Below are 24,299 nucleotides of genomic sequence, written 5' to 3'. Positions count from 1 at the left end.
CGCGTTAACAACGGAACACAGGGGGATCGGCCATGAGATCGGTTTATCGCACGGCGCTGGCGTGCGCGTTGCTCTGCGTCAGCGTCCAGGCCAGCGCGCACGGCGGCGGGCTCGACGCGCAGGGTTGCCACCGCGACCGCAAGAACGGCGGCTATCACTGCCATCGCGCTCAGGGCTCGCCGTCGGCCAGCCCCTATCTCGTCGCGCCCGCGTCCGCGCGCGAGCCGCCCGTAGCGCGGGCGGCTCGAAGATCAGCGCTCGACCGTCTCGCACCCGCCACCGCGGCTCATATCTACTACCCCAATTGCGCCGCCGCGCGCGCCGCGGGCGCGGCGCCGGTGCGGCTCGGCGATCCCGGCTACGCTGCGCACCTGGATCGCGACCGCGACGGCAAGGGCTGCGAGTGAACAGGCGGCGGACCGGGCCGAATCCTCGCCGATCGTGAATTGGCGCCAACCGCGACCGCCCGCAACACTGCGTTTAACGCAATGCCGCTAGGCAGCGCCGCCGGGCGGGCGGAGAATCGGGGCGTCCCCACCGAATCGGAGTCCGTCATGCATCTCCGGACCGCACTCGCCCTCATCCTGACCGCCGCCGTGCTGGCGGCCGGGGATGCCGGCGCCAAATCCCGCACCGTCACCGATCCCGACGCGCCGCGCGCCCTGCCCGAACAAGGCCCGGTCAGCGTGCGCTGGCAAAATCCCGAACAGTTCACCGAGATCCGCAACAGCCGCAATCGCTTCGAAGCGCGCCGCGGCAATTGGGTCGAACAACTCGCCCAGTACGTGCGCACCCGGGCGCAACGCCAACTGCCGCCGGGCGAACGGCTGGAAGTGGACATCACCGACATCAAGCGCGCCGGCGATTTCGAGCCATGGCACGGCCCGCAATTCGACGACACCCGCTTCGTGCGCGACATCTATCCGCCCAAGATCGCGCTGAGCTTCAAGCGCCTGGACGCCAGCGGCCAGGTGATCGAGGAAGGCCAGCGCAATCTGCGCGATATGAGCTTCCTGATGGGACCGCGCGTGGTCAGCGATTCCGATCCGCTGCGTTACGAAAAGCGGCTGATCGACGATTGGCTGTACGGCGAATTCAAATCCACCGACGAGCGACGCAGCGCGGCGCGCTGAACTCCACGCAGAACGGCCGGGCATGCCCCGGCCGTTTCGCATTCGCCGTTCGGCGATGAAGGCTTATTGCTGCGCTTCGCCCGGGATCGCGCTGGGGTCCATGTAGAACACTTCCCAGGTGTGGCCGTCCAGGTCGTCGTAGGCGCGCTGATACATGAAGCCGTAGTCCTTGGGCTCGTGCGCGGTCGCGCCGGCGGCGATGGCCTTGTCGACCAGCGCGTCGACCGCGGCGCGATCGGCCACGGGCACCGCCAGCAAGGTCTGCGCATGGGTCTTGGCGTCGACGAGCGATTTCTTGGTGAAGGTCTGGAAGTACGGCTCGACCACCAGCATCGCGAACAGGTTCTCGCCGAGGATCATGCTGGTGGCGTTCTCGTCGGTGAAGTTCGGATTGAAGCTATAGCCCAGTTGGGTATAGAAGGCGACGGCGCGGTCGAGGTTCTTGACCGGCAGGTTGACGAACAGTTGCGTGTGAGTGGTCATGGCGGTGGCTCCGTTGGTTGATCGAAACATGATGGAAGGGGTTGGCTATGGCGGGCGGCACGGCCGGGAGGGGTCGAATACCGGTGCGTTTCCTGCCTGCTCCTGACAACGACGAGCCAGGATCGCGGGATTCGACAAAGACGACGGAAAAATTTTCGCCGCGGGCGCGGGCGTTCGCGATCCGGCCCGGGCATCGCCGGCCGGTCGCAATCTCTCGCCGCGCGCGGGCCCGACACGATTCACATCCTGCCCCGGGCCACGTTGGTTCCCAAGGCGTGACGTGTCCGCGGCGTGTCCGCCGCCGCGCCCGATCCGCGTCCGACATCCGCCTCCCTCGCGCAAGGTATCGCCATGACCGTCCCTCTGATCCTCGATGCCACCCAGACCGACCTGGCGGCCGACGTTCCCGTTTACGCTTACATCGTCGGCCTCGTGCAGGGCGTGTTCTACCGTCTGGACGCCGCCGGCCTGCCCTATCCCATGAACGTAAACGACAACACCCAGGCCGCCGGCGGCTTTCCCGGCTCCGATTCGCTCGACAGCGCCGCCATCGCCGCGCTGGCGCCGAACTACCCGAGCGCCTGGGCCGATTATTCGATACCTGTGTCGCGCAACGCGCCGGCCACGCAACTGGACCTGTCGCAGATCAACACCGCCAACATCCCCGGACTGAGCACCGGCACCAACGCCTTCAGCGGCCGCATCTACGTCTCGGTCGGCTTGCCGCCGCTGCCGTTCACCGTGCAGACCAGCGGTTACACCGCGCCGGTCCCGTATCCGGACGGGCCGGGCAGCCAATGCCTGTTCGACTGGATCGAGTTCTCCTACGACAGCGAAGGCAACTTCAACGGCAACACCACCCAGGTCGACCAGTTCGGTTTCGCGATGAGCTTGAACGGCGCGCCCGGCGGCAGTCTGCAGGGCCTGATGAGCGTTTCGCGCGACACCTTGCTGGCCCAGATCCAGGGGTTGGGCGGGCCGTTCCAGGACGTGTCCAGCGTGATCGCGGCCAATAGCGACGCCGCGGCCGCCTACCCCGCCGGCATCGCCAACCTGCGCGCGCAATCGCCCAAGACGCTCACCGCCATGAGCGGCTGCGGCGCCGCGCTGCCCGACTACTTCGACAGCAGCCTGGGCGACTGGTACCTCAATTGGCAAACCACGCCGCTGGTGGTCAACGACGCTTCCACCGGCTATTACACCGGCGTGGTCGACGGCGACAGCGGCGTGCTCAATTTCTATCAAGGACAGTACGCCACCGTGGCCGACTGGCAGGCCGCCGCGCCCGCGCTGGCGTTCTCGATGACCGGTGCGGCGCCGTCGACCGTGCAGATCGCCTCGCTGGATGTGTGGCAATGCAATAACTCGCTCAACGCCGGCGGCGCGGCGCAGCAGAACGTCGGCAAGAACATCGCCGCCGCGTTCAACCGCGGCGTGCCCGGTTATCTGCTCGACGACACCACCTGCCAGAGCGTGGCCGGTTCGTTCTATCCCGCCGGCGGCGCGTGGAGCGCCTGGGCCGCGCTGATGCATCAGGCCAACAGCAACGCGCTGGCCTGCGGTTTTCCGTACGACGATGTGTGCGAACAGAGCCCGACCGTGCAGCTCGACGTCGCCACCCAGGTCAGCGTGGTCCTGGGCAACTTCTACAGCTGATCGCACGCGGCGCGTGTCGCGACGGCCGCCTTCGCTCGAAGGCGGCCGTCGCGATTGACTCGTTCGAAACTCAGTCCTTCTCGATGCCGAAGATCTTGCCGTTGTTCGGGTCCAGCTTGAGCTTGACGTCGCGGCCGCCCGGATCGTCGGCCTTGGCGACCCACACGCCGTCGTCGTAGTCGACGTCGTGCACGCCGGTGTAACCGGCCGCCGACAGCGCCGCGCGCACGTCGCGTTCGCTCATCTGCGCGACTTGTTCGTTGGGATACACGTTGCCGGTGCGCGGGTCCAACCGCACCTGCACGCGGTTGCCGTCGCCGCTGCGCGCGTCGGCTTTCCACACTCCATCTTCGAAATCCAGATCGTTGACCTTGGTATAACCCTGTTCGGCCAGGCGCGTACGAATCTGATGCTCGGTCAGCGCGGTGGCGTTCTGCGCATAGGCCAGGCTGGGAATGCCAGCGGCCAAGGCCAGCGCCAGCAGATATCGCTTCATGGCGTGCTCCTGTGCGTGGGGGAGCCTCGATTCTCGACAGGCGATGCAAACGAGGAGTGAACGAACGCGCGTTCATTCATCGATGTCGACCGACGGCGCATGAACGCGCGGATCGCATTCAAGCCGCGTTGGTGATTTTCGCCAACGCTCATGCCCACTTCACCGCGCGCTAACACAAGCGCGCTATCGGCCGACACGACGCGGCTGGAACTGGCCGCGCCCTAACCGCTGCGCTATCCACAACGGGTGCGGATGTATCGCGAGCTGTACGACGACCCGCGCCTGAGCGCGCAGCAGGCCGCGGCGACGCTGCACGAGTTGATCGATCTGCTGCACGCGCACGGCGGCCTGGACAACAAACCGCTGGCGCGGGTGATCGTGCGCCTGCTGCCCTTGTTCAGCGCCGCCGCCCGCGACGGCCTGGAGATCCACAGCCTCAGCGACTGAGCCGGGCGCGTGCACTGGCCTGGCCTCGCCGCGTGGACGATAATCCGGACGCGGCGCTCCGCCGCGGAGGTCGCAGCCAGGGGAGGCCGGGTGTCGCGCAACGCTTGTCGACGATGCAACACTCTGCTCGCACCGAGCGCCATCGTGTGCCCGCATTGCGGCCAGGCGCGGCCGGCCTGGCAGGCGGTCCGCCCGTTTCCCTCAGTCTTGCGCGTGCTGCGCGCCAACGGCCTGCTCTACAAGATCATCGGCGCCGCGGTGACGGCGATGGTGCTGGCGTCGACCTGCTCGCTGGTCCGTTCCGATGCCGACTACTACGTCGCCACGCTGCATAAGCGGCGCAATCTCGTCGCCGACCGCCGCGAGCTGTTGTTGCGCGAACAACAGCGTTTGAACGTTCCCGACGCGAAGTCCCTGGCCGCGCCGCCCTCCACCGCCACGACCCGGCTGTCGCCAGCGCGCGACGGCAAGGAGCTGCTCAGCGGAATCGGCGTGATCGGCGAGGAAGTCGGCCGCAAGAGCCGCTATCGCCAGGCCCAGGCGCAGGCGCAGATCGCCGCGCTGCACCTGGAAGATCAATTGTTGCCGGAGAACCTGCTCGGCGCCGAAGGCCTGAGCGCGGTCCGCGCGGGCAACCGCCGGCACGCCGAGCTGCTCAATTATTCGGCCAGCGTCGCCCAGGCCAGTCGGGCCGAGTTCGAACAACGCCTGCGCGCCCTGGTCGGCGAGAACCCCGAAGGTCGCCAGGTCATGGACGACTTCGCCAGCAACACCGCGCGCGGACGGCAAGAAGACATCGCTCTGCTCAAGAACCATCGCGCGAGCATCGCCAAGATCGAACAAGTCCTCGATCTGGCGCAATCGCGCCTGGGCCGCGTCGGCTTGAACGACGGCGTCCTGATCTTCGAAGACCCCAAGGATGCCGAGCGATTCAACCGCCTGATCCTCGAGGTCAAGGCGCTGGCCGAGCAACGCACGCAGATCCACCAGCAGCGGCAGGCGCGCATGGACGCGGCGCTGCAAGTGATCGAAAAGAGCCGGCCGGACTAAGCCGACGGGCGCGACGACAGCCGTCGCTCGATCGCTTCGCGCAACGCCGGCCCGGGCGGCAGACGCAGGCCGAATTCCTCGCTGAGCACCGCCATCACCGCGTCCGCGTCGTCCAACTCGCGGCGCTCGCTCGCCGCGCCGACGCGATGGATCACGAAGCTGCCGCCGTTCAAAGTCTTGCGCCACGCCGGGCCGGTGCGGGCGACGAACAATTGGTCGCGAAACGGCGAATCCGGATGGGTCGACACGTACCAGTTGGCGACCACGAAATCGATCTCGGCCTGCGGCTGCAGATCGAACACGTACATCGCCCGCCACGCGCCGCCGACCCACGCACGCAGCACGTAGCCGCCGTCGCGCCGATCGATCCGGTAGGGTTCGTGCGGCGTAGCTTGTTCGCCGCCCTCGTCCAGCCGCAACGGCGCGGTCGGCACCATCCCGCCGAAACCGACATCGGCGAGGTAGTCCACGCCGTCGATCGTCGCCAGCATCACCAGATGGGTGCGCGCCGTCATCGCATCCTCGGGACCGCCCATCACCACCCGTCCGCTGATCCCGCGCACCTGGAATCCAAGATCCTGCAACAACGCGCGGAACAGCAGATTGAGTTCGTAGCAATAGCCGCCGCGACCGTCGTGCAGCAGTTTGCGCTGCAACGACGGCAGATCGATCGGCACCGGCGCACGCGTCAGCGCGGCGATAGTCTCGAAGGCGAAGGCGGCGGTATGGCGCTGCTGCAATTCGCGCAAGGTGCCCAGGGTGGGCGGCGGCGCGCGCTGGTAACCCAGACGTTGCAGATAAGCCGGTAGGTCTTTGAGTTTCGCGGACATCGCTTGATCCATGAGCGGTGGACTGTGCCGCTACGGTATCGCCTCAAGCATGGTTGAGGTCAAGCCGACGCCGCGCAACGCTGCGCCTGGCCTCAGCGAACGATGTCGACGCAGGCGCCGCCTTCGTTGAAATAGGAGAACACCCGATACGCGCGGGTGAACACCGCGATCTTGCACGCACGCTCCGCACCGGCCTTGCTGCGGAAACTCTTGTCGTAGGTCAGCCGCGATTCGCCGGGCATCACCTGGGTGGTGTCCGCCGGCTCGCCCCAGTGCGCGCGGAATTCGGCCTCGGCGCGGCCGATCCAAGGTTCCAGCAAAGCCGCGCCGGCCTGCTTGCCACGCTCGGTTTCGGCGACCTTGGCGCCGGTGTGGATGCGAGTGAAGTCGTAACCGGCATAGGCGCGGCCGGAACAATTCGGCGCCGCCACCGAACATGCCGCACCATGCACCGCGCTGCATTGGCTCAGCGCTTCCACTCGCGCCGCTTCGGGATAGTCGCTCTCGGCCACGAACGGCGCACCGCCCTTCTTCGGCCACGCCGCGGCCAGACAGCTGTTGCTGTGCGCGGCGATCAGCTTGCAGCCGGCGCCGCTGCACTTGGCCTTGGCCGCAGCCTCGGCCTGCTCCTGCGACAACCCATCGGCGGCCGCGTACACGGCCTTGCCGTTGCCGACCAGCGCGCCCCAGAACAGGCGATCGTCGGCGGCGACTTCGAACAAGCGCGCACGCTGTTCGGCGTTCAAGTCGCCGGTAGAAAACAGGCCGCCGGCAATGCCGCTGCACAACGGTTCGCGAATCAGGTTGCAGACCTGGTCCGGACTCTTGCCGTTACAGCCGCTGAGCGCGACGCGGCTGGCCGCGACTTCGTCCCGGCCCAGCCCACTGGCGAACTGCCGGTCGGCGTTGAGCGCCACCGCGATGCAAGCATTGTCGGCACTGGCCAACACCGTGCAGTCTTTTCCGCCCTGGACGGCGCAGGCCTTCAGCGCCGCGCTTTCGGCCTTGCGCTGGTTGCCCAGATCGCCGGCGCCGGCCAACTGCGCCAGCCCCGGCGACGCCGCGATCGCGCCCCAACCCTTGCGCGCTCGCGCCTGAGCCTGTTCGCGCATCGCATCCATCGGGCTGCGCGGCGGCGGCAATGGCTGATTCTGCGCCGCCGCCTGCATCGCCTGCTGCTGCGGAATGACCACGTTCTGCACGAAGTTCTGCACGCATTGCTGCTGTTGCTGCGTGCCGGGCACCGAACAGATCGCCGAAGCCTCCAGGCTCCAGCCCAACAGCGCCAGCGCCGACAACGTCAAAATTTTTCTGCTCGCTTGCATGAGTGCGTTTCCTGATTCGGATCGTAAGGTCGTTCGCGACGGCTGATTCACGGCGCCGCGCCCGCGGCGGCGTCAGGCCTGGCCGGCGGTCCCGACCACCACCCACTGCGGCGCGTCGTCGAAACCCGGCTGACGATCGCATAGGTGTTCATGGCCATAGGCCGCGCCCATGCGTTCCATGGTATCGGCCGCCTGTGCGAGGAATGCGGCGATCCGCCTGAGCTCCTCCGGGCTGGCCACCACGCTGACTTCGGCCAGCGGCCGCGGGCCGACCGGCGAATCGCCCGCAGGCGCTTCGCGAACCGTACAACCGCATGACCTGTCCCTGGTTGGCGCGCAAGGCTGTGATCATAAACAGATCGCCGCTGCCGCGGCGCACTGGCCGGCGCTCGCGGCTTGGAAGATACTGCCGCTCGCCGCCGCGGGGATGGGGATTCCCGGGCTCCGACCATACAGGGGAAGACAGGATGTCGAACGTTATCTGCACGCAATGCCAATCCGAAGTCGCTGCGGGTGCGCGTACTTGCGCCGCTTGCGGCGCGCCGGTGTTCGCCAACTTCGCCCCCGATCCGCGCCGCACCGCGCAGCGTCAGGGACGCTCCAACGGCACCGTCGCCTGGGCCGCGATCGGCGGCGCGCTGGCGATCGTGGCGGTCGTGGTGGGCATCGGCATCTTCTTCGGCTTCCAACAGCGCATGGCCGCCGTGCGCGAAGCCGGCGCCCTGGCCGACACCGGCCGCGAGCTGCTGATGCAGCAACAACAGCGCATCAAGAACGGCGGCAGCACGCGCGGCCCCAGCGGTCCGGCGCCCGGCGCGGCGACCGAACTGGCGCCGGCGCGCAGCGAGGCCGAGATGCTGCGCGGTCTCAACGTGATCCTGCGCGAGGTCGGCCAGAAGAGCCACTACCGCCAGGCACAGCTCGAGTCGCAGATGAACGCGCTCAAGATCGAGACCGTGCTCGAACCCCATAACCTGATCGGCGCCGCCGCGATCGGCACCGGCCGCGACACCGCCGCGCGCTACACCGCCTTGCTCGATCGATCCGCGGCGGTCAGCCTGGAAAGCAACGATGAACTCGTCCGCCGCGTGCGCTCGCTGACCAGCGAGCTGCCGGCGGGCAAGCGCGCGCTGACCCAGTTCGAAAGCAACACCGAGCAACGCATGGGGCTGGAGAAACGCCTGATCGCCAATCAGCGCCAGATGATGGGCCTGGTCGGGCAGATGCTGGACTTCGCCGAGTCCCGCCTGGGCCGCATCCAATTGGAGCAGGACAGCCTCGTGTTTCGCAGCCAGAACGATCTGGAGGCTTACAACCGGCTGGTCACGCAGATCCAGAGCGCCGCCGCCGAGGAAACCCGCATCACCCAGCAACAACAGGCGATGCTGCAGCAGGCGATGACCAAGGTGGATCAGCTCAAGCGCCTTTGAACCGTCGCGCGTGCCGCACCCGGCCCGCGTTCAAGCGTTCGCCATCTCGATCAGCTTGGCCACCGTATTCAAGTTGCGCGCGGTACCGGTCTTGGCCGCGGGGATGACCAGCTTGGAGTCGACCATGCCTTCGCCGTAGTGCACGTAGATCTCGCGCACGCCCAGCGCGATCTGTTCGCCGTTGCGGTGTCTGACCGTGGCCAGGGTATCGGCGGGCGGCGCGTGATCGAGAAAGATCACCAGCACGCGATTCGGCGCGGCCTGCTTGAACGGTTGCGCGGCCAGCGCGCGCGCCATCTGCGCGCCGCTGCGCACGATCACCCCGACCGGTTTGCCGGCGTACTCGGCCAGGCGCTGCTCCAGCGCGGTCCGCGCGCGCGCCGCGCTCAGACCGCTGCGGAACACCACGTTGCCGCTGGCGATGTAGGTGCGCACGTCCTCGAAGCCCGCCGCCTCGCACATCGCGCGCAGTTCGGCCATCGGGAGTTTTCCGGTGCCGCCAACGTTCACGGCGCGCAACAGGGCGATATACGTGGGCATGGGCTGGAGGGTCTCGACGGCCGCAAGCGAAGCGTTCGGATTGGAGCCGCAGCGAGCGTTACCAGATCAGATCGTCGGGAACCTTGAACTGCGCGTAATACGCATCGTCCTCGCTCGCGGCCGCGTCGCCGGCGGCGACGGCCGGGGCGGCGTGATCGAGCACGATCATCGCACCGTCGCGCGCATAGACCTTCTCGGCCGCCGCGCGCGGAATCAGTTCGAAACCGTCGTCGTGGCGCGCGATCACCAGCGCGCCGCTGGCCAGTTGCGCGCGCAGCGGCGCGTCGACCCACAGGCTGCGGATCGCCTCGCCGTCGGCGAAGCGATAGGCGATCTCGCCCTGGCGCTTGACCTTGTGGGTCTCCACGATCTGCCGGACCTGCGCGCGCAGCTCGTGCGCACGCGCCTGGGCGTTGCGCTCGGCCGCCAGCGCGCGGTCGCGTTCGGCCCGCTCGGCGCGGGTGCGCTCGGCTTCGAGCTGTTCGGCGCTCGGCGGCGGCGGCGTCTTGCCCTGACGCTGCTTGGCCTGCTCGCGCGCCACCTGGGCGACCTGGGATTTCTTCACCAGGCCGGCCTTGAGCAATTGATCTTGCAATGGATTTCGCATGCCATGGAGTCTAGTACGGCCGGCCGCGGCGGCGCCACGGGGTCGCGGATGGACCGCGCCGACTCGCTCAGAGCGGGCAACCTCAGCCTTCGGAAGGGCGTTTTGCGCCGGCTTGCCCTCACCCCGGCCGTCTCCCGCGAGCGGGAGAGGGAGCCAAGCGGACCCTCGGGTCGGATCGCGCGACGCGTCACGCCGGACGTTTCCTTCCCCGGGTCCGGGCCCTATAGTCCGCCCAGGACGCCGCCGAGCTGCGGCGAATCAAGGACGCAACGCGGGCGGCACCGCCGCACGCCGCAGCCCCGCACCCCGCGGCGGCCGCGGTGCCTGGGAGACACAGCGCATGGCCACCGGCCCCACCCCGACCCTCATCGACGGCACCGTCGTCCCGCCGGGCAGCCCGCCGCCGGACTTGTCCAGGCAGACCGCCGACGGCAAGCCGATCGTCTCGCAGGAACTGTTCCGCCACGGAGATATCGTGATCAGCCGCGAGCAGGTGCCCAGCGGCAACCAGTTCAGCGATCTGCTGGTGATCGGCACCGGCGCCGGCAACGACAATGTGCAGGTCGCGCAGCGCGCCAACGGCGTGCTCGACGTGCAGATCAACGGCCAGCCGTTCGCGATCACCCTGGGCGCGCAGCAGCAGTTGGGCGTGCGCACCGGCGACGGCAACGACATCGTGCACGCGCCCAACGTGCGGGTGAACATGGACGTGCAAGGCGGCAACGGCAACGACACCATCACCACCGGGCGCGGACGCGACCGCGTCGACGGCGGCGACGGCGACGACGTCATCCGCACCGGCGCCGGCCGCGACGACGTATTCGGCAACACCGGCAACGACACCATCGATGCCGGCGACGGCAACGACGTGGTCTACGGCGGCGACGGCAACGACCTGCTGCGCGGCGGGCGCGGCCGCGATTACCTGGAAGGCGGACGCGGCAACGACACGCTCGAAGGCGGCCAAGGCAACGACATTCTCTCCGGCGGCCAAGGCGACGACGTCCTGCGCGGCGGCCAGGGCAACGACCGCGTCTACACCGGCGCCGGCGCCGACACGGTCGACAACCGCGCGGGCCGCGACACTGTCTATGGCCAGACCGGCGAGGACACCGTCACCGCCGCGCGCGGCGCGCGCAACGACCGCGTGCAGGTCGACATGAGCGGCGCGATCGGCGGCAGCGTGACCCTGCAGGCCGGCTCGTCGGATGCATTCCGCCAGCGCGCCGAAGCCGATCTGGACATGATGCGCTCCTCGCCGAACGGTCGGCAGATGCTGTCCGAACTCGACCGCATCGCCGATCCCGCCACCGGCACCGGCCATCGCGCGACCCTGGCCGAGTTGCAGAACGAAATGAACGGCTACGCCGGCCCGCCGCCGACCGCCGACGCGTTTCTGCGCACCGATGCCAGCGGCGCCACCGTCGCCGGTCCCGGCCACGATTCGACGATCCGCTACAACCCCTCCTTCCACAGCGAATTCTTCGCCAATCCGAGCGTGGTGCTGCATCACGAGATGTCGCACGCCTACAACATGACCGGCGGCACCGCGCAGCCCGGCGTGTACACCGGCACCGGCCCGGATTCGGGCCGCGTGCGCAATCTGGAACGGCAGGCGGTGGGCCTGGACAACGGCGGCACCGCGTTCGATTTCGATCACAATCCGGCCACGCCCGCCACCAAGGCCAACCCGCGCGCGCTGACCGAAAACGGCCTGCGCGAGGAAATGGGCCTGCCCGCGCGTCCCAACTACAGCGCCGATCCACGCGCCGCGTTCTCCGCGCCGGGCAATCCGGCCTCCGCGCCGGTTCCGGTGGATCCGCATCTGGACGAGTTGTTCAAGGCGATGGATTCGGGCGACCGCAACGCGTTCCGCAGCGCCAGCCGCGGCCTCGCCGACAGCGCCTTCGGACAGCAGTTCCACGCCGAGGGCGCGCAGGCGCTGGATCGCGCGGCGCCGGTCGAAGCGCAAGTCCAGGCGCAGCCCGAGCAACCCGAACTGCCGTCGGCGCCGGCCGTCGGCGGCCTGCGCCGATGACTCCACGCCGCACGCCCGCGGCCCGCCCGCACCGCGCCGCGGCGCTGTGCGCCGCGTTCGCCGCCTCGCTCGCCGCCGCCTGCGCGCACGGCTTACCGCATCCTGCAGAAGACTCCCGAATGAACGCACCTGCCGATTCAAGTTCCGGCACTGTCACCGCCAGCGCCGACGTCCAAACGCTCCTGCCAGGCGACCAAAACGTGAGCCTGCACGCCGATTGGTTCTACGACGCCGGCGCACGCACGCTGCTGGTGCGTTACCGCCTGCGCAACGGCAGCGCCAAGCGATCGCTGGCGGTGTTCGACCGCGGCGTCTACAGCGACCGCGCCGGCGCGGTGTTCGCGCCCGGCGCGGTCGGCACGGCGCGCGTCCAGGTCGAAGGCGACGGCGTCAGCCTGATCCATTCGCCCGATACGCCGGCCTCCGCGCACGATCCGCTCGCCTCGGCGGCGCTGGCCGTGGAAGTGAACGCCGGCGCGGAACTCGCCGACCAGTTCGTGCACCGCTTCAGCGATACCGCGCCGAAACGGCTGCGCTGGTGCGTGGGCGTGATGGCGTTCGATCAGGCCGCGTTCGGCCATCCGGTGAAAACCGAACACGGCACGGTCTGGACCGCCACCGTCGACACCGCCTCTGCACGCAAGTTGCTGTGCACGCCGTGGTACGACGTGGCGGCGGGCCGGTTCGCCGACTGAGGCGATCGAGACGGCCACGCCGCTGCGCGCGGCGATAGCGCCGATCCGTTCCAGCGAAGCGCCGCGCCGGCCGGTTCCGCTCGGACGACTGCGCAACGACCGTGCAGCGATGATCGGCGCGAGCTGCGTGCATCCGGCCGCCGAGCCGCAACCTCATCCGAAATGAAACACCACAGGAACGTCATGAACACCCGCAAATCCCTGCTCGCGCTCGCTGCCTGTCTCGTCCTCGGCCACGCTCACGCCGCCGAACCCGCACCGCCGGCCTCGCCGACGACAGGCGCGCCGGCTGCGCCATGGAGCGTCCGCGCGCTGTCGCCCAAGTCGGTGCCCGCGGTGTATCTGAGCGAGTGGAAGAAAGCCAAGAACCGCGGCCGCTGCGCATCGCTGGCCCTGCAAGGCGCCGACAAACAGGCCGGGATCAAAGTCCGGCGCGCCGATTTCTCCGACGGCTGGGCCGTCGCCTACGATCTGCCCGGCCAACGCAGCGCGTTCGGCGTCGCCGGCACCGGCGTGGACATCGACCGCGGCGGCAGCACCTACAAATTCCCGCACACGCTGACCTGGGCCGACGGCAGCCAGGCCAACTACGGTCTGCGCGGCGGCACCGGCCCGGGCTATCTGGCGTATCTGCAAGTCGCCGGGCAGCGCTGCCTGTACAACGTCTGGTCCGAACGCAGCCAAGAGCATCTCGAACAGTTGCTGCGCAGTCTGCGCCGGGTCAAGACCTCGTAAGCGCGCAGCACGCCCGGCATGAGCCGTCGTGTGATTTCCGCCGTCGCCTGGGCGCTGTGCATGCCGGCCCTGCTGACGCGCCTGTTCCTGAGCCGCGCCGGTTATTCGGTTTCGTTGACCACGGTCAGCGTATTCGAGCGCCGCGCATCGGCGCGCGCCCAGAAGTAGATCAGCAATCCGCCCAACGCGGTCAACGCGCCGACCACGCCGGTCGAGGTCCAGCCGTAGCCGGCGGTGATCGCCATGCCGCCGAGCCACGGGCCCAAGGCGTTGGCCATGTTGAACGCGGAGTGATTGGACGCCGCCGCCAGCGTTTGCGCCGACTTGGCCACGTCCATCAGATGCGCCTGCAACACCGTCGCCAGCGCGCCCATCGTGCCGACCGCCAACACCGCCGGCAGCACCGTCCATACCGAACGCGCGGCCAACGGGAACAGCAGCAGGATCGCCATCGACCACAGCAAGATCCACGCCGCCGCGCGGAACTGCAGCCGGTCGAACAACCAGCCGCCGCCGAGCGTGCCCAGAATGCCGCCGATGCCGAACGCGATCAGTCCGAACGGAATGAACGACTCGCGCACGCCGGTCACGTGCACCAAGGTCGGCGCCAGATAACTGAAGACACAGAACATGCCGGCGAAGCCGATCGCGCCGATGCCCAGCGCCAGCCACACCGGCTTGCGATTGAAATCGCGCAACTCGCGCAGCGCATCCGGGCGCGGCGCGTGCATGCCCTTGGGCAAGACCTTCGCGGTCATCGTCACCGTCGCCAACGCGATCAGCGACACCAGCGCGAACGCCCAGCGCCAACCGAAGCTCTGGCCCAGCCACGTCGCCAGCGGATTGCCGAGCAACAACGCCACCGACAAACCCAACATCACCCGCCCGACCGCCGCGCCGCGCTGATCCGGCGGACTGATCCGCGCCGCCACCAACGCGGCGATGCCGAAGTAGGCGCCGTGCGGCAGACCGGCGACGAAACGCGCGAGCATCAAGGTGTAATAACCCGGCGCCAAAGCGCTGGCCAGATTGCCGAATGCATAGAACCCCATCAACGCCAGCAACAGACTGCGTCGCGACATCCGTGCGCCGAGAATCGCCAGCGCCGGCGCGCCGACCACCACGCCCAGGGCGTAAGCGCTGATGACGTGACCCACCGCGGGCTCGTTGACCCCCATCGCCCGCGCAATGTCGGTGATCAGCCCCATCACCACGAACTCGCTGGTGCCGATGGCAAAGCCGCCCATGGCCAGGGCGAACACGATCAGTGCGACTTGGCGGGCGGACAGGATCGGCGCGGGCGCGGGGTTGTCCGCGAGGACGGGGCTGGGGGCGGTCATGGGGGCATTATTGTGCTTTGCAGCATTCGATGCCATGACGGAGTGAGGGTGCTCGGCCTGCGGGTCGCGTTTGGCGAGTCCATGGCGTGCAACGGTTATGCGCCCGGGATGGATCCGGAACCGGGCCAGGACGAGGGGTATGCGGGTGTTTCGGCGCGCGGAGCGCCCTCACCCCGACCCTCTCCCGCAAGCGGGAGAGGGAGAAGGCGCCAGGCGGGAGACGCCATCGGCTGGGAATGCTCGCTTCACCTCCGGGTTCGCGACCGAATCGGACGCGAACCCGGACCGCGACCGCGACCGCGACGGTAAGCTGCCGCCATGCGCTTGCTCGTACTCGAAGACCAGACCGATCTGCGCCAAGCCGTGGCCGGCCGGCTGCGCGCCCACGGCCATGCGGTGGACGAAGTCGCCGATCTGGCCGATGCCGAGTCCTTCGTGCGCTCCTACGCCTACGACGCCTTCGTGCTCGACCGCACCCTGCCCGACGGCGATGCCTTGGCGTCTTTGCAGCAATGGCGCCGGCGCGGCATCGCCACCCCGGCCTTGTTCCTGACCGCGCGCGACGCGATCGAGGACCGCATCGACGGCTTCGCCGGCGGCGCCGACGACTATCTGATCAAACCGTTCTCGATGGACGAACTGATGGCGCGCATCGCCGCCATCGGCCGCCGCGGCGGCGCGATCCGCCCCAGCGTGATCCGTATCGCCGATCTGGAAATCGACCTGGGCCGCCGCGAGGCGCGCCGTGGCGGCATAGCGCTGCCGCTGCGCCCGAAGGAATTCGCGCTGCTGCAACTGCTGGCCGAACGCGCCGGGCAGGTGGTCCCGCGCAACGAGCTGATCGCCGCGTGCTGGGGCGAAGGCCAGGAACCGGCGTCCAACGCCGAGGAAGTGCTGATCGCCGCGCTGCGCCGAAAACTCGGCAGCCCGGCGCTGCTGCGCACGGTGCGCGGTTCGGGTTATCTGCTGGATGGAAGCGATGCCGCGGGGGCGTGAACAACTGCTGCGCCGGCTGCATCTGCGGCTGACGGCGATCTGGACGTTGGCATGGCTGCTGTGCGTGGCCGCGCTGTGCACGGTCGCCATCGTCACCCATGCGCGACTGACCCAACTCGATCTCGCCTCCAATCTGCGCCTGCGCGCGACCGCGGTGTACGGGCTGACCTGGTTCGATTCCGCGGGCAAATTTCACGACACGCTGCTGCGCAAGGAACCCGGCCTGCTCGATGGCGACGCCGATATCTGGGTGATCGGCCTGGGCCCGCCGCCGAGCGTGCTGTTGCGGCCGCAACGCCCGCGCTTCGATCTGGCCGAACCGTTTTCGCTGGCCGAAACGGTGGTCCGCGGCGGGCGCGATCTCGCCCAAGAGGGACGCGATCGCCACGGCCGCGCGTATCGGTTGCAAGCCAAACCGACCTACGACGACCAAGACCGGCCGATTGCCACCATCCTGGTGCTGGCCGATTCCAGCGCGCGCGACGCCTCGCAGGCCGCGTTCGTGCGTTGGACTTTGTTGATCGCCGCAGGATTCGCCGCGTTCGGGATCGTGATCGGGCACGTGTTGTCGCGCCGTTCCTTGCGCCCGGCGATCGCATCGTTCGAGCAACAAGAACGTTTCATCGCCGCGGCCGCGCACGAGATGCGCACGCCGGTGGCGCGTCTGCAGGCGCTGTGCGAATCGGCCCACGATGGCCAGCAAACGCCGGCGCAAGTGTTGGCGCGGGTCGAACGCGTGGTCGGCCAGACCGCCGGGCTGGTCGACAAGCTGCTGCTGTTGGCGCGTCTGGACGCGGCGGCCTCGCCGGTCAACAAGGAACCGGTGCGACTGGATCTGCTGGTCGAAGCGGTGCTGCCGGACGATCATGAGATCGTCTTCCACGCATCGCAATCGGTGGTCGACGCCGACGTGCGGCTGATACAGACCGCCGTGCGCAATCTGATCGAGAACGCGCTGGTGCACGCGGCGCGGCAGGCCGGCGGCGAACCGGTCGCGGTGACCGTCAGCGCCAACAAAGTGACCGTCGAAGACCGCGGGCCGGGTTTCCCCGAAGCCTTGCTGAAACGGATCCACGAGCCGTTCGTAGCCGGCCCGGGCAGCCCCGGCACCGGCCTTGGGCTGTCGATCGTCCAACACATCGCCCAATTGCACGGCGGGCAACTGCGCCTGGAAAACCGCGAGGGCGGCGGCGCGCGGGTGGAACTGATCCTGTAACGGCGGGGACGGCCCGGTATCAGCCGGATGTCAGGTTCGCTGACTAAGGTACGCCCCGGCCCTGGCGCCTGCGGCGTCCAGCCTCCCGTCCCCCTAATCCAGACAGGTTTCCCCATGTACAACGCTGACAACGACGGTGCCCGCGGCGCCGGCTGGCTCACTCTGATGGCCGGCGCCTTGATCGCCGCCGCTCTCGCCGCACCCGGCGCCGCCCGCGCCCAGTCCGGCTTCATGCCCGACGAAACCGCGCGCCACGAAGGCACCTGGCTGCAATGGCCGCACGCTTACACCTACGGCCGCACGTATCGCGACCGACTCGACCCGACCTGGGTGGCGATGACCCGCGCCCTGGTCGCCAGCGAGAACGTGCACCTCATCGTCTACGACGCCGCCGAACAGACCCGCGTGCGCAACGCGCTCGCCGCGGCTGGCGTCGCGCTGGACAAAGTCAGCTTCCTGATCAAGCCCACCGACGATGTGTGGGTGCGCGACAACGGCCCGATCTTCATCTACGACCGCGACGACCGCCTGGTCGTCACCGACTGGGGCTTCAACGGCTGGGGCTTCGATGCGCCCTACCGCAAGGACGACAGCGTGCCCGCCACCGTGGCCGGCCGCATCGGCCTGCCGCGCGTGGATTTGAACGATGTCGTACTGGAAGGCGGCGCGATCGAAGTCGACGGCCGCGGCGTGCTGATGGCCACGCGCAGCTCGACGCGCGAAGCCAATCGCAACGCCGAGCTCAGCGAATCGGAACTCGAAGCGGTCCTGGCCGATCAACTGGGCGTGTCCAAGTTCATCTGGCTCGACGGCGCGCCGGGCGGCAAGGACGACATCACCGACATGCACATCGACGGCTTCGCCCGCTTCGGCACGCCGAACACCATCGTCACCATGAGCCGCCCCGACCTGCGCGACTGGGGCCTGTCGTCGACCGACGTCGATCGCCTGTACCGCGCCCGCGACGTCGACGGCGCCGCGTACCGCATCGTGCAACTGCCGGCGACCGCGCGCAACGTGACCACCGCGTACGGTTACAAGCTGGGCTACAAAGGCTCGTACGTGAACTACTACGTCGGCAACACCGTGGTGCTGATGCCGGAGTATAAGGATCCCAACGACGCCGTCGCCAAGGCGATCCTGCAGCGTTTGTATCCGGGCCGCACGGTGGTCGGGATCGACGTGCGCAATCTGTACCGCAACGGCGGCATGGTCCACTGCGTGACTCAGCAGCAGCCCGCCGCGCTGTAAGGCCGGGACCGCGCGCCGGCAAGATCCGGCGCGCGGGCGCCATCAGCCGCGGCGCGTAAGCAGGCGCGCATCGCCGAGATGCAGGTCGCTGGAAACCTCTGCCTCCTTCATGCCACGATGCCCGCAAGGAGAACCCCCATGGCGAAGTACGAAGTCACCCCGCGCAAGGCCCGCTTCGAAGGCGAACACTTGCCCGGCAACTCGGTCTGGCACGGCACCCACGTGCACTACCTCAGCGATGCGGAGCTGCCGGCGTATCGTGTGAGCGTCCGCGACGGCCGGTTGTACGGTCCCGACGGCGCTTTGTTCGACACCCGCGGCGCCTACACGCATTGGAGCGGCCAGGGCCGTGCGATCTTCGTCATGCACGGCGACGGCGCGATCTATTCGGCGCCCGAACACCGGGTCGGCGAGTTCCATCACTCCAGTCTCGGCCAGGGCAAACCCGTCGCCGGCGCGGGCGAGCTGGAAGCGCGCGACGGCGTGCTTGTCGCGATCACCGACCACAGCAGCCATTACTGCCCACCGCGCCTGTACACCGAGCAAGTGTTGGCCGAGCTTGCCGCGGGCGGTGTGGATCTGACCTTTGTCGATAAAGTGTTTCGCTACTGATCGAGCGCACTGCCGCCCGAACCTTTGGATCGACACGCAACGCCGACGGACCGGATATGCTCGCCGGCGCCTTGCAAGTCTCAGCGAGTGCCGTCGGGCGCAGCGGCGGGCGAAGCGCCGTCGATGGCGGTGATACCGGCATTGGTGGGATCGAGCCAATCCTTGAGACGCTGGGCGTAGAAGCCGCCGCCGATCCAGCTCGCGCTCAGTTTTCCGTACCAGGCCGAGCTGTACAACACGCTGCACGAGGCATTGCCGCCGTGCAGTTGTCCGACGCAACGCTTGGTCGCCGCGTCCCACAGGCACGAACCGGACGAACCGTAGTCGGTGGTCCCGTCTTCCCACTTGTCGACCCGCCAATGATTCTCCGCCACGTTGACCGTGTTGGACAGGTGGGCCGTTGACGTCACCGCGTTGTTGTTGAACGAAATCGCCTTCTCCATGCCGGACGGGTGATGGATGCCGACCGACGCGGCGGGCGCCACGCCACTGGCGTCCCACCCCGAGTAGTAGAAGTTGAACAAGGGATGAGGCTGTGCTTGCAGTTCCACCAATATGAAATCGCTCGGTGCAAACGCGGCCCGTAAAGTCGCACCGCTTTGATTCTGGTTCAGGACTCCGCCACCCAACCAGCCGCGGACGGGCGACTGGAAGTTCCAATAGAACACCATGGTGTCGTCGTTGCTGCTGATCACGCCGCAGTGGCGCGCGCTGAGGAAGTAAGGCTTGAAGTCGAATGAGGTGTTGTTGAGCAACTGGCCGCTGCACTGCATCGAACCATTGACGCTATAGACCGCGACCGAACGGATCTGGTCGTTCCAGGGAACGCCTTCCGGACAGACCACGTCGTTGTTGCACCCACCCTGTTTGTCGAGACGGTTATCGCCGAAATCGCGATAGCCCTGGTTGACCTGACCGATGGTGATCGCCGGCTGCGTCGCGCCAATGGGCACGAACACCTCCACCACGATCTCGTCGCCCTGGATGATCGGCGTCCACAAACGGCCGCGGCTGCTGCGGTGATGGGCCAGATACGGTCCCTGCACATGCTTACGCGCCGGATCGTAAATCCATAGCTTCACCCCGACGGGCAGATCGAAGCGGGTCATGCCGAGGTTGTGGCTTACCGCGCCCGGCGACTGGATGCGCAGGCGCCACAAGCGTCCGTCGGCCAGCTGCTGCCAGGTACCGGAGTCGTTCAGATCGAAAGCCACGCCCGCATCGACGGCGAAGCGGATGGGTTGCGGACGTTGCGCCGTCTTGGCGCGTGCGCGGTCTTCGGCCAACCAACGTTGCGCGTCGACCGCACCGAGCGTCTTGCGCTGTACCGCGGCCAGCGATGTGTGCTGCAGCGAAAAACTTCTGGGCGCCTCGTCCATCTCGGCCGCCACTGCATCCAGCGGCAGTAACGCCAAGACCGCGAGGATCGGCAGACGGCGCAGCCAGCCCGCGCCATCGAAGACCACGTTGAGCCATGAGGTTTTCATCGCACTCTCCCTGATCAGGCCAGACGTCCTTCGACCCAGCCCCTGGGTGGCCGCTTCATCGCCGAGTCGGGCGTTTCTTGCGCACGCCATGCATTGGATGTTTTGTTCGCGCAACCGCACGCACGATCCGGCACGGCCCGCCGATCCGCAAAACGGCGGTCGCTTCTTAGCCAACGCCCCATGCCATGGCCGCCGGACAGTCGGATGCCGACTGTTTTGTTAAACCTCGACCGAAAGCGCATTCTGAGAATTCTCAAAGCATGGATTGCGCAGCGCCCCGCACGAACAGCAGCCCCATGCACGCATGGGCCTGCCACGCGTCACTCAAGGGCGCTGATTACAGCGCGCCGGCCACGATGCCCGAGGCCGCGCCCGCGGCGGGTCCGGCCGCCACGACGGTCACCGGGTTGGAACCCAGCGCGGCGCCGACCGCGGCATCGGTCGCCACCGTCGCCACCTTGATCACCACGCGCAGCCACTTCGGCAGCTTGGCGTGCGCGTCGCCTTCAAGGCGCTCGATGTAGTACGGCGTCCAGAACTGCAGCGAATGCCGCGCGGTGCTCAACGACGCCAGAATGCCGCGCGCGCCCGGCGACTTGTCGCCCAACACAGTTTCATTTCGCGATGAACCACCGCTTTTCTTGACCGCCTTCCAGCCCAGCTCCGCCTGCGCCGTAGTTTGTTCTACGCGCCGCACTCACGGAACGAGACGCCGGCGTGGGGACTAATCCGGATGGCGCATTGACGCGCGGCTCCGCCGCGCTCGCAGAATGGGATAACCAAGGAGGATCAGGGAAAGCCGCCGCCGCGTGGTCTTGCCCGCATGGCCGCGCCCGTCATCCACCCCCACTCCGGAGCCATCACCCATGAGCATTTCACGCCGCACCTTCCTTCTCGGCAGCGCGGCCGCGGCCGCCACCGGCGCCATCACGGCATCAGCCATCGCCCGCGCGGCCACGCATACGCTGGGCGCCAACCGCATCGCCGCGGTCAGCGGCCCAGGCGATGTGGTCGGCAAGGTCAGCGTCGGTTATCAAGGCTGGTTCGCCGCGCCGGGCGACGGCGCGCCGATCAACGGCTGGTGGCATTGGGCGCACGACTGGGGCCGCGCGCCGGATCTCAACAACAACGCGATCAAGTCCTGGCCCGACATGCGCGAGTACGCCCGCGGCTATCAGACCAACTTCCAACCGTTGCGCAACGGCTCGCCGGCCCGGCTGTTTTCCAGCTACGACCAGGACACCGTCAACGTCCACTTCCGCTGGATGCAGCATAACAACATCGACACCGTGGCCCTGCAACGCTTCAACCCATTCTTCGGCGAAGGCGCCACGCGCGACGCCATGGCGGCGAAGGTGCGCCAGGCGGCGGAACAGTTCCAGCGCAAGTTCTACATCATGTACGACGTCAGCGGCTGGACCCAGATGCGCACGCAGATGAAAGAGGACTGGGCCAACAAGATGTCGGCGCTGGCCGCATCGCCCGCCTACGCGCGCCAGAACGGCAAGCCGGTGGTGTGCATCTGGGGTTTCGGCTTCGACGACGACAGCCGTCCTTTCCACGCCGCCGAATGCGCGGACGTGGTGGCGTGGTTCAAGAGCCAGGGTTGCTATGTGATCGGCGGCGTGCCGACGCGGTGGCGCACCGGCGATTCGGTACGGCCGGGTTTTCTGGACGTGTTCAACCAGTTCGACATGCTGTCGCCGTGGATGATCGGGGTGATCGGCAAGATCCACGAGGTCGATGCCTTCGCCACGTCGGTCAACGTCGCCGACAAAGAGTACTGCGATGCGCACGGCATCGACTATCAGCCGTGCATCCTGCCCGGCGATCTGGCCGAACACCAACGCGCGCACGGCAACTTCATGTGGCGCCAGTTCTATCACCTGACCAAGCTGGGCGTGGCCGGCTTCTACATCTCGATGTTCGACGAATACAACGAAGGCAACCAGATCGCCAAGACCGCCGAAACCAGCAACGACCTGCCGTCCAACTTCAACTTCGCCGCGCTCGACGAAGACGGCATCCCCTGCGCCTCGGACTACTACCTGCGCCTGACCGGCGACGGCGGCCGCATGCTCAAGGGCGCGCTTGCATTGACACCGGTACGGCCGACCGCGCCGGTGACCGGCAGCACCGTCGGACTGGCCACCGTTCTCAGCCTGCGCTCGCGGGTGAACAACCGCTACGTGGTCGCCGAGAGTAACGGCAGCGAGCCTTTGATCGCGAACCGCGAAGCCCTGGGGCCGTGGGAGCGCTTCGACATGGTCGATGCGGGCGGCGGCGACATCGCGCTGCTGTCGCACGCCAACGCGAAGTTCGTGACGGTGGACGCCACCCGCCAGAACGCGCTGATCGCCAACCGGGATACGGTCGGCACGCGCGAGCGGTTCCAGGTGGACATCCGGCCGGGTGGAACGATCGCGCTGCGGGCGCGCGCCAACGATCGCTATGTGACCGCCACGAACGAAGCCAAAGGACCTCTCATTCCCACCGCCGTGCAGATCGGCGGATGGGAATTGTTCGATCTGCTGATTTCCTGAGCTGCGCGACACGCGCCACCCCTGAGCGGGTGGCGCGTGATTGCGAACGGCCGCGCATTGCCGCAGCGGCGCGTACCGCCGATAGCGCCGGCGCCGCGATGCGAAGGCCGTCATCGGCGCGGAACGTGCGCATCCCTCAACGTCCCTGCGCCGGCTATGCCGCGATCAGCACCCACTGCGCCGCGCCGGAACCCGGATTCTTGCCGACGCAGAACCACAGGCTACAACGCACATCGCCACCGGCCGCGTCATCGTTCTCGAGCGCAAGCAGATCTCCGCTCTTGCCGTCCACCAGACCGTTGGGGTCGTTCTTGCCGGGCGACTTCATCGGCACCAGATGGATTTGCGCGAGCTTGGCCGACTTGAAGTGTCCACCGCGATTGCTTTCGCTGGAGGCCATCACGCCCACCGCCTCTTTGCCGTAGCCATACACGCCGGCCCTGGGCGGCGGTTCCGTGAGACTGACGCCGGGATCGTCGCCGGCAATGCCCACCACACCCACCGTATTGAACGACCGCCCCATCACGCCGTAACCGATGATTTCGCTGTCGCTGACGCCCGACACGCCGTGCCCATGGCGGCTGTGCCCCATCACGCCGACGCCGACATCCAGGCTCTTGCCACACACACCCGCGCCCGGTGCATCGCTGGTTCCGAACTTTCGCAAACTGTTTTCCAGCAGCGGATTGTCCGCATCGAACGATCGGTGACCACCGAACACGCCCGCGCACGCCGAGCCTTCGCTCAAGCCCATGACGCCGTTGGGCATGTGCTTGGCCTTGGACACGCACAGGCCCAACATACCGGGCTCTCCGAAGCCGCGCACGCCGTCTTTCTTGCCGCTGCGGCCCATGACGCCCACGCCTTCCTCCGAGGTGCCCAGCACGCCGTGCTGCAGCAGGGATTCTCCCGATACCCCGAACGACTTGTTCGATACGCCGAGCACGCCGACGCCTTCGTCGGCTTCGCCGCGGACGCCCAAAGTCTTGCCTTGAATTTCCGCCCCGCGATCGATATTGGAACCGTTGGTTTGAAAGCCGACCGCCGCCGGCCCCAATGCGGTGAATTGATTGTCTGACGACACGATGATTCTCCTTCCTTGAATGATGGACACGCACCGTCGGACGAAGGTGCGCTGCGCGACCCATCGAGCGCATCGTCGGGATCATCCTTGCTACCGCAATACGTCCCGCAAGCGCTCGCAGCAATCGGCGCATAACAGGCAACGAGGAAGTTTGCGGCGGTCGGCCAAGCAGAATCGACAACGATGGGAGCATCGTCATCGACCCGACCGTATGGTTGCGGGCATCGCGACGAGCGCAGGACGCGAGCAAGAAGATTCGTTTGACGGCGGCGATAGTGCGCCATGCCGCAGACCGATGCCGTGTC

Annotated in this window: 25 protein-coding genes; 14 read left to right on the top strand and 11 right to left on the bottom strand. The window is 67.7% G+C overall.

All coding sequences use genetic code 11. From position 1 onward, the window contains the following. The first annotated feature begins 32 nt into the window (after window positions 1-32). Both ACTOWJ_RS22425 and ACTOWJ_RS22420 read left to right on the top strand, forming a co-directional pair. Window positions 33-407, top strand: a complete 375-nt coding sequence (locus tag ACTOWJ_RS22425) for an excalibur calcium-binding domain-containing protein (RefSeq protein WP_441336830.1) — start codon at window positions 33-35, stop codon at window positions 405-407. 147 nt (window positions 408-554) lie between these two features. Then, complete coding sequence (locus tag ACTOWJ_RS22420; RefSeq protein ID WP_441336829.1) at window positions 555-1,133, top strand: DUF3016 domain-containing protein; 579 nt, start codon at window positions 555-557, stop codon at window positions 1,131-1,133. A 63-nt stretch (window positions 1,134-1,196) separates the two neighbouring features. Here ACTOWJ_RS22420 and ACTOWJ_RS22415 read toward each other — a convergent pair whose 3' ends face one another. After that, the gene (locus ACTOWJ_RS22415) at window positions 1,197-1,616 is read right to left on the bottom strand and encodes a VOC family protein (RefSeq protein WP_441336828.1); all 420 of its coding nucleotides are present in this window, start codon (window positions 1,614-1,616) and stop codon (window positions 1,197-1,199) included. 351 nt (window positions 1,617-1,967) lie between these two features. Here ACTOWJ_RS22415 and ACTOWJ_RS22410 point away from each other — a divergent pair, with 351 nt between their 5' ends. Next, a complete protein-coding gene (locus tag ACTOWJ_RS22410; RefSeq protein WP_441336827.1) occupies window positions 1,968-3,272 on the top strand; it encodes a beta-1,3-glucanase family protein in 1,305 nt (434 codons plus the stop codon). A gap of 70 nt (window positions 3,273-3,342) precedes the next feature. Here ACTOWJ_RS22410 and ACTOWJ_RS22405 read toward each other — a convergent pair whose 3' ends face one another. Next, a complete protein-coding gene (locus ACTOWJ_RS22405) occupies window positions 3,343-3,768 on the bottom strand; it encodes a PepSY domain-containing protein (RefSeq protein WP_441336826.1) in 426 nt (141 codons plus the stop codon). Between the two features lie 252 nt (window positions 3,769-4,020). Between ACTOWJ_RS22405 and ACTOWJ_RS22400 the strand changes: the two genes are divergently transcribed. After that, window positions 4,021-4,215 carry a hypothetical protein gene (locus ACTOWJ_RS22400; protein WP_441336825.1) on the top strand — a complete coding sequence of 65 codons (195 nt, stop codon included), beginning with the start codon at window positions 4,021-4,023 and terminating at the stop codon, window positions 4,213-4,215. Window positions 4,216-4,359: 144 nt separating this feature from the next. Continuing rightward, window positions 4,360-5,265 (top strand): hypothetical protein, encoded by a 906-nt coding sequence (locus ACTOWJ_RS22395; protein WP_441336824.1) that lies wholly within the window; start codon window positions 4,360-4,362, stop codon window positions 5,263-5,265. Here ACTOWJ_RS22395 and ACTOWJ_RS22390 read toward each other — a convergent pair. From ACTOWJ_RS22390 to ACTOWJ_RS22380, 3 genes are all read right to left on the bottom strand, one after another. Then, window positions 5,262-6,095, bottom strand: a complete 834-nt coding sequence (locus ACTOWJ_RS22390) for an arylamine N-acetyltransferase family protein (protein WP_441336823.1) — start codon at window positions 6,093-6,095, stop codon at window positions 5,262-5,264. The two genes, ACTOWJ_RS22395 and ACTOWJ_RS22390, sit on opposite strands and share 4 nt — an antisense overlap. 92 nt (window positions 6,096-6,187) lie before the next feature. Beyond that, a complete protein-coding gene (locus ACTOWJ_RS22385; RefSeq protein WP_441336822.1) occupies window positions 6,188-7,420 on the bottom strand; it encodes a DUF4189 domain-containing protein in 1,233 nt (410 codons plus the stop codon). 72 nt (window positions 7,421-7,492) lie between these two features. Continuing rightward, window positions 7,493-7,660, bottom strand: coding sequence for an Imm32 family immunity protein (locus ACTOWJ_RS22380; RefSeq protein ID WP_441336856.1), 168 nt, complete (start codon window positions 7,658-7,660; stop codon window positions 7,493-7,495). A gap of 227 nt (window positions 7,661-7,887) precedes the next feature. On the opposite strand from ACTOWJ_RS22380, the gene ACTOWJ_RS22375 reads away from it, so the two are divergent. Continuing rightward, window positions 7,888-8,850: a hypothetical protein gene (locus ACTOWJ_RS22375; protein ID WP_441336821.1), complete on the top strand. Its 963-nt coding sequence runs from the start codon at window positions 7,888-7,890 to the stop codon at window positions 8,848-8,850. A 30-nt stretch (window positions 8,851-8,880) separates the two neighbouring features. Here the strand turns inward: ACTOWJ_RS22375 and ACTOWJ_RS22370 are convergent, their stop codons facing one another. Both ACTOWJ_RS22370 and ACTOWJ_RS22365 read right to left on the bottom strand, forming a co-directional pair. Beyond that, window positions 8,881-9,390: a DUF1697 domain-containing protein gene (locus ACTOWJ_RS22370; RefSeq protein ID WP_441336820.1), complete on the bottom strand. Its 510-nt coding sequence runs from the start codon at window positions 9,388-9,390 to the stop codon at window positions 8,881-8,883. Window positions 9,391-9,448: 58 nt separating this feature from the next. Beyond that, complete coding sequence (locus tag ACTOWJ_RS22365; protein WP_441336819.1) at window positions 9,449-9,997, bottom strand: DUF2058 domain-containing protein; 549 nt, start codon at window positions 9,995-9,997, stop codon at window positions 9,449-9,451. Between the two features lie 340 nt (window positions 9,998-10,337). Between ACTOWJ_RS22365 and ACTOWJ_RS22360 the strand changes: the two genes are divergently transcribed. The 3 genes from ACTOWJ_RS22360 (at window position 10,338) to ACTOWJ_RS22350 (ending at window position 13,465) form a co-directional block, all read left to right on the top strand. Next, window positions 10,338-12,035 (top strand): M91 family zinc metallopeptidase, encoded by a 1,698-nt coding sequence (locus tag ACTOWJ_RS22360; protein WP_441336818.1) that lies wholly within the window; start codon window positions 10,338-10,340, stop codon window positions 12,033-12,035. 200 nt (window positions 12,036-12,235) lie between these two features. Beyond that, complete coding sequence (locus ACTOWJ_RS22355) at window positions 12,236-12,730, top strand: hypothetical protein (RefSeq protein WP_441336817.1); 495 nt, start codon at window positions 12,236-12,238, stop codon at window positions 12,728-12,730. Between the two features lie 183 nt (window positions 12,731-12,913). Beyond that, complete coding sequence (locus ACTOWJ_RS22350; protein WP_441336816.1) at window positions 12,914-13,465, top strand: hypothetical protein; 552 nt, start codon at window positions 12,914-12,916, stop codon at window positions 13,463-13,465. 101 nt (window positions 13,466-13,566) lie between these two features. Here the strand turns inward: ACTOWJ_RS22350 and ACTOWJ_RS22345 are convergent, their stop codons facing one another. Beyond that, window positions 13,567-14,805 (bottom strand): MFS transporter, encoded by a 1,239-nt coding sequence (locus tag ACTOWJ_RS22345; RefSeq protein WP_441336815.1) that lies wholly within the window; start codon window positions 14,803-14,805, stop codon window positions 13,567-13,569. 318 nt (window positions 14,806-15,123) lie between these two features. Between ACTOWJ_RS22345 and ACTOWJ_RS22340 the strand changes: the two genes are divergently transcribed. The 4 genes from ACTOWJ_RS22340 (at window position 15,124) to ACTOWJ_RS22325 (ending at window position 18,880) form a co-directional block, all read left to right on the top strand. Beyond that, window positions 15,124-15,801 (top strand): winged helix-turn-helix domain-containing protein, encoded by a 678-nt coding sequence (locus tag ACTOWJ_RS22340; protein WP_441336814.1) that lies wholly within the window; start codon window positions 15,124-15,126, stop codon window positions 15,799-15,801. Then, the gene (locus ACTOWJ_RS22335) at window positions 15,785-17,017 is read left to right on the top strand and encodes a sensor histidine kinase (RefSeq protein WP_441336813.1); all 1,233 of its coding nucleotides are present in this window, start codon (window positions 15,785-15,787) and stop codon (window positions 17,015-17,017) included. The genes ACTOWJ_RS22340 and ACTOWJ_RS22335 overlap by 17 nt, the downstream gene beginning before the upstream one ends. A 114-nt stretch (window positions 17,018-17,131) precedes the next feature. Beyond that, complete coding sequence (locus ACTOWJ_RS22330; protein WP_441336812.1) at window positions 17,132-18,268, top strand: agmatine deiminase family protein; 1,137 nt, start codon at window positions 17,132-17,134, stop codon at window positions 18,266-18,268. 138 nt (window positions 18,269-18,406) lie between these two features. Further along, a complete protein-coding gene (locus ACTOWJ_RS22325; RefSeq protein WP_441336811.1) occupies window positions 18,407-18,880 on the top strand; it encodes a hypothetical protein in 474 nt (157 codons plus the stop codon). A gap of 80 nt (window positions 18,881-18,960) precedes the next feature. Here ACTOWJ_RS22325 and ACTOWJ_RS22320 read toward each other — a convergent pair whose 3' ends face one another. After that, window positions 18,961-20,367 carry a hypothetical protein gene (locus tag ACTOWJ_RS22320; protein WP_441336810.1) on the bottom strand — a complete coding sequence of 469 codons (1,407 nt, stop codon included), beginning with the start codon at window positions 20,365-20,367 and terminating at the stop codon, window positions 18,961-18,963. 337 nt (window positions 20,368-20,704) lie between these two features. Then, entirely contained in the window at window positions 20,705-20,974 is a 270-nt protein-coding gene (locus tag ACTOWJ_RS22315) for a hypothetical protein (protein WP_441336809.1), read from the bottom strand. A gap of 259 nt (window positions 20,975-21,233) precedes the next feature. Between ACTOWJ_RS22315 and ACTOWJ_RS22310 the strand changes: the two genes are divergently transcribed. Next, on the top strand, window positions 21,234-22,910 hold the full coding sequence (locus tag ACTOWJ_RS22310; RefSeq protein ID WP_441336808.1) for a hypothetical protein: 1,677 nt from the start codon (window positions 21,234-21,236) through the stop codon (window positions 22,908-22,910). A gap of 154 nt (window positions 22,911-23,064) precedes the next feature. Here ACTOWJ_RS22310 and ACTOWJ_RS22305 read toward each other — a convergent pair whose 3' ends face one another. Further along, a complete protein-coding gene (locus tag ACTOWJ_RS22305) occupies window positions 23,065-23,994 on the bottom strand; it encodes a hypothetical protein (RefSeq protein WP_441336807.1) in 930 nt (309 codons plus the stop codon). Window positions 23,995-24,299 lie beyond the last annotated feature (305 nt).

Source organism: Lysobacter sp. CA199, assembly GCF_052078715.1.
GTDB lineage: Bacteria > Pseudomonadota > Gammaproteobacteria > Xanthomonadales > Xanthomonadaceae > Lysobacter.
Note: the sequence above shows the minus strand (reverse complement) of the source record. Positions and strands in the feature narration are given on the sequence as shown.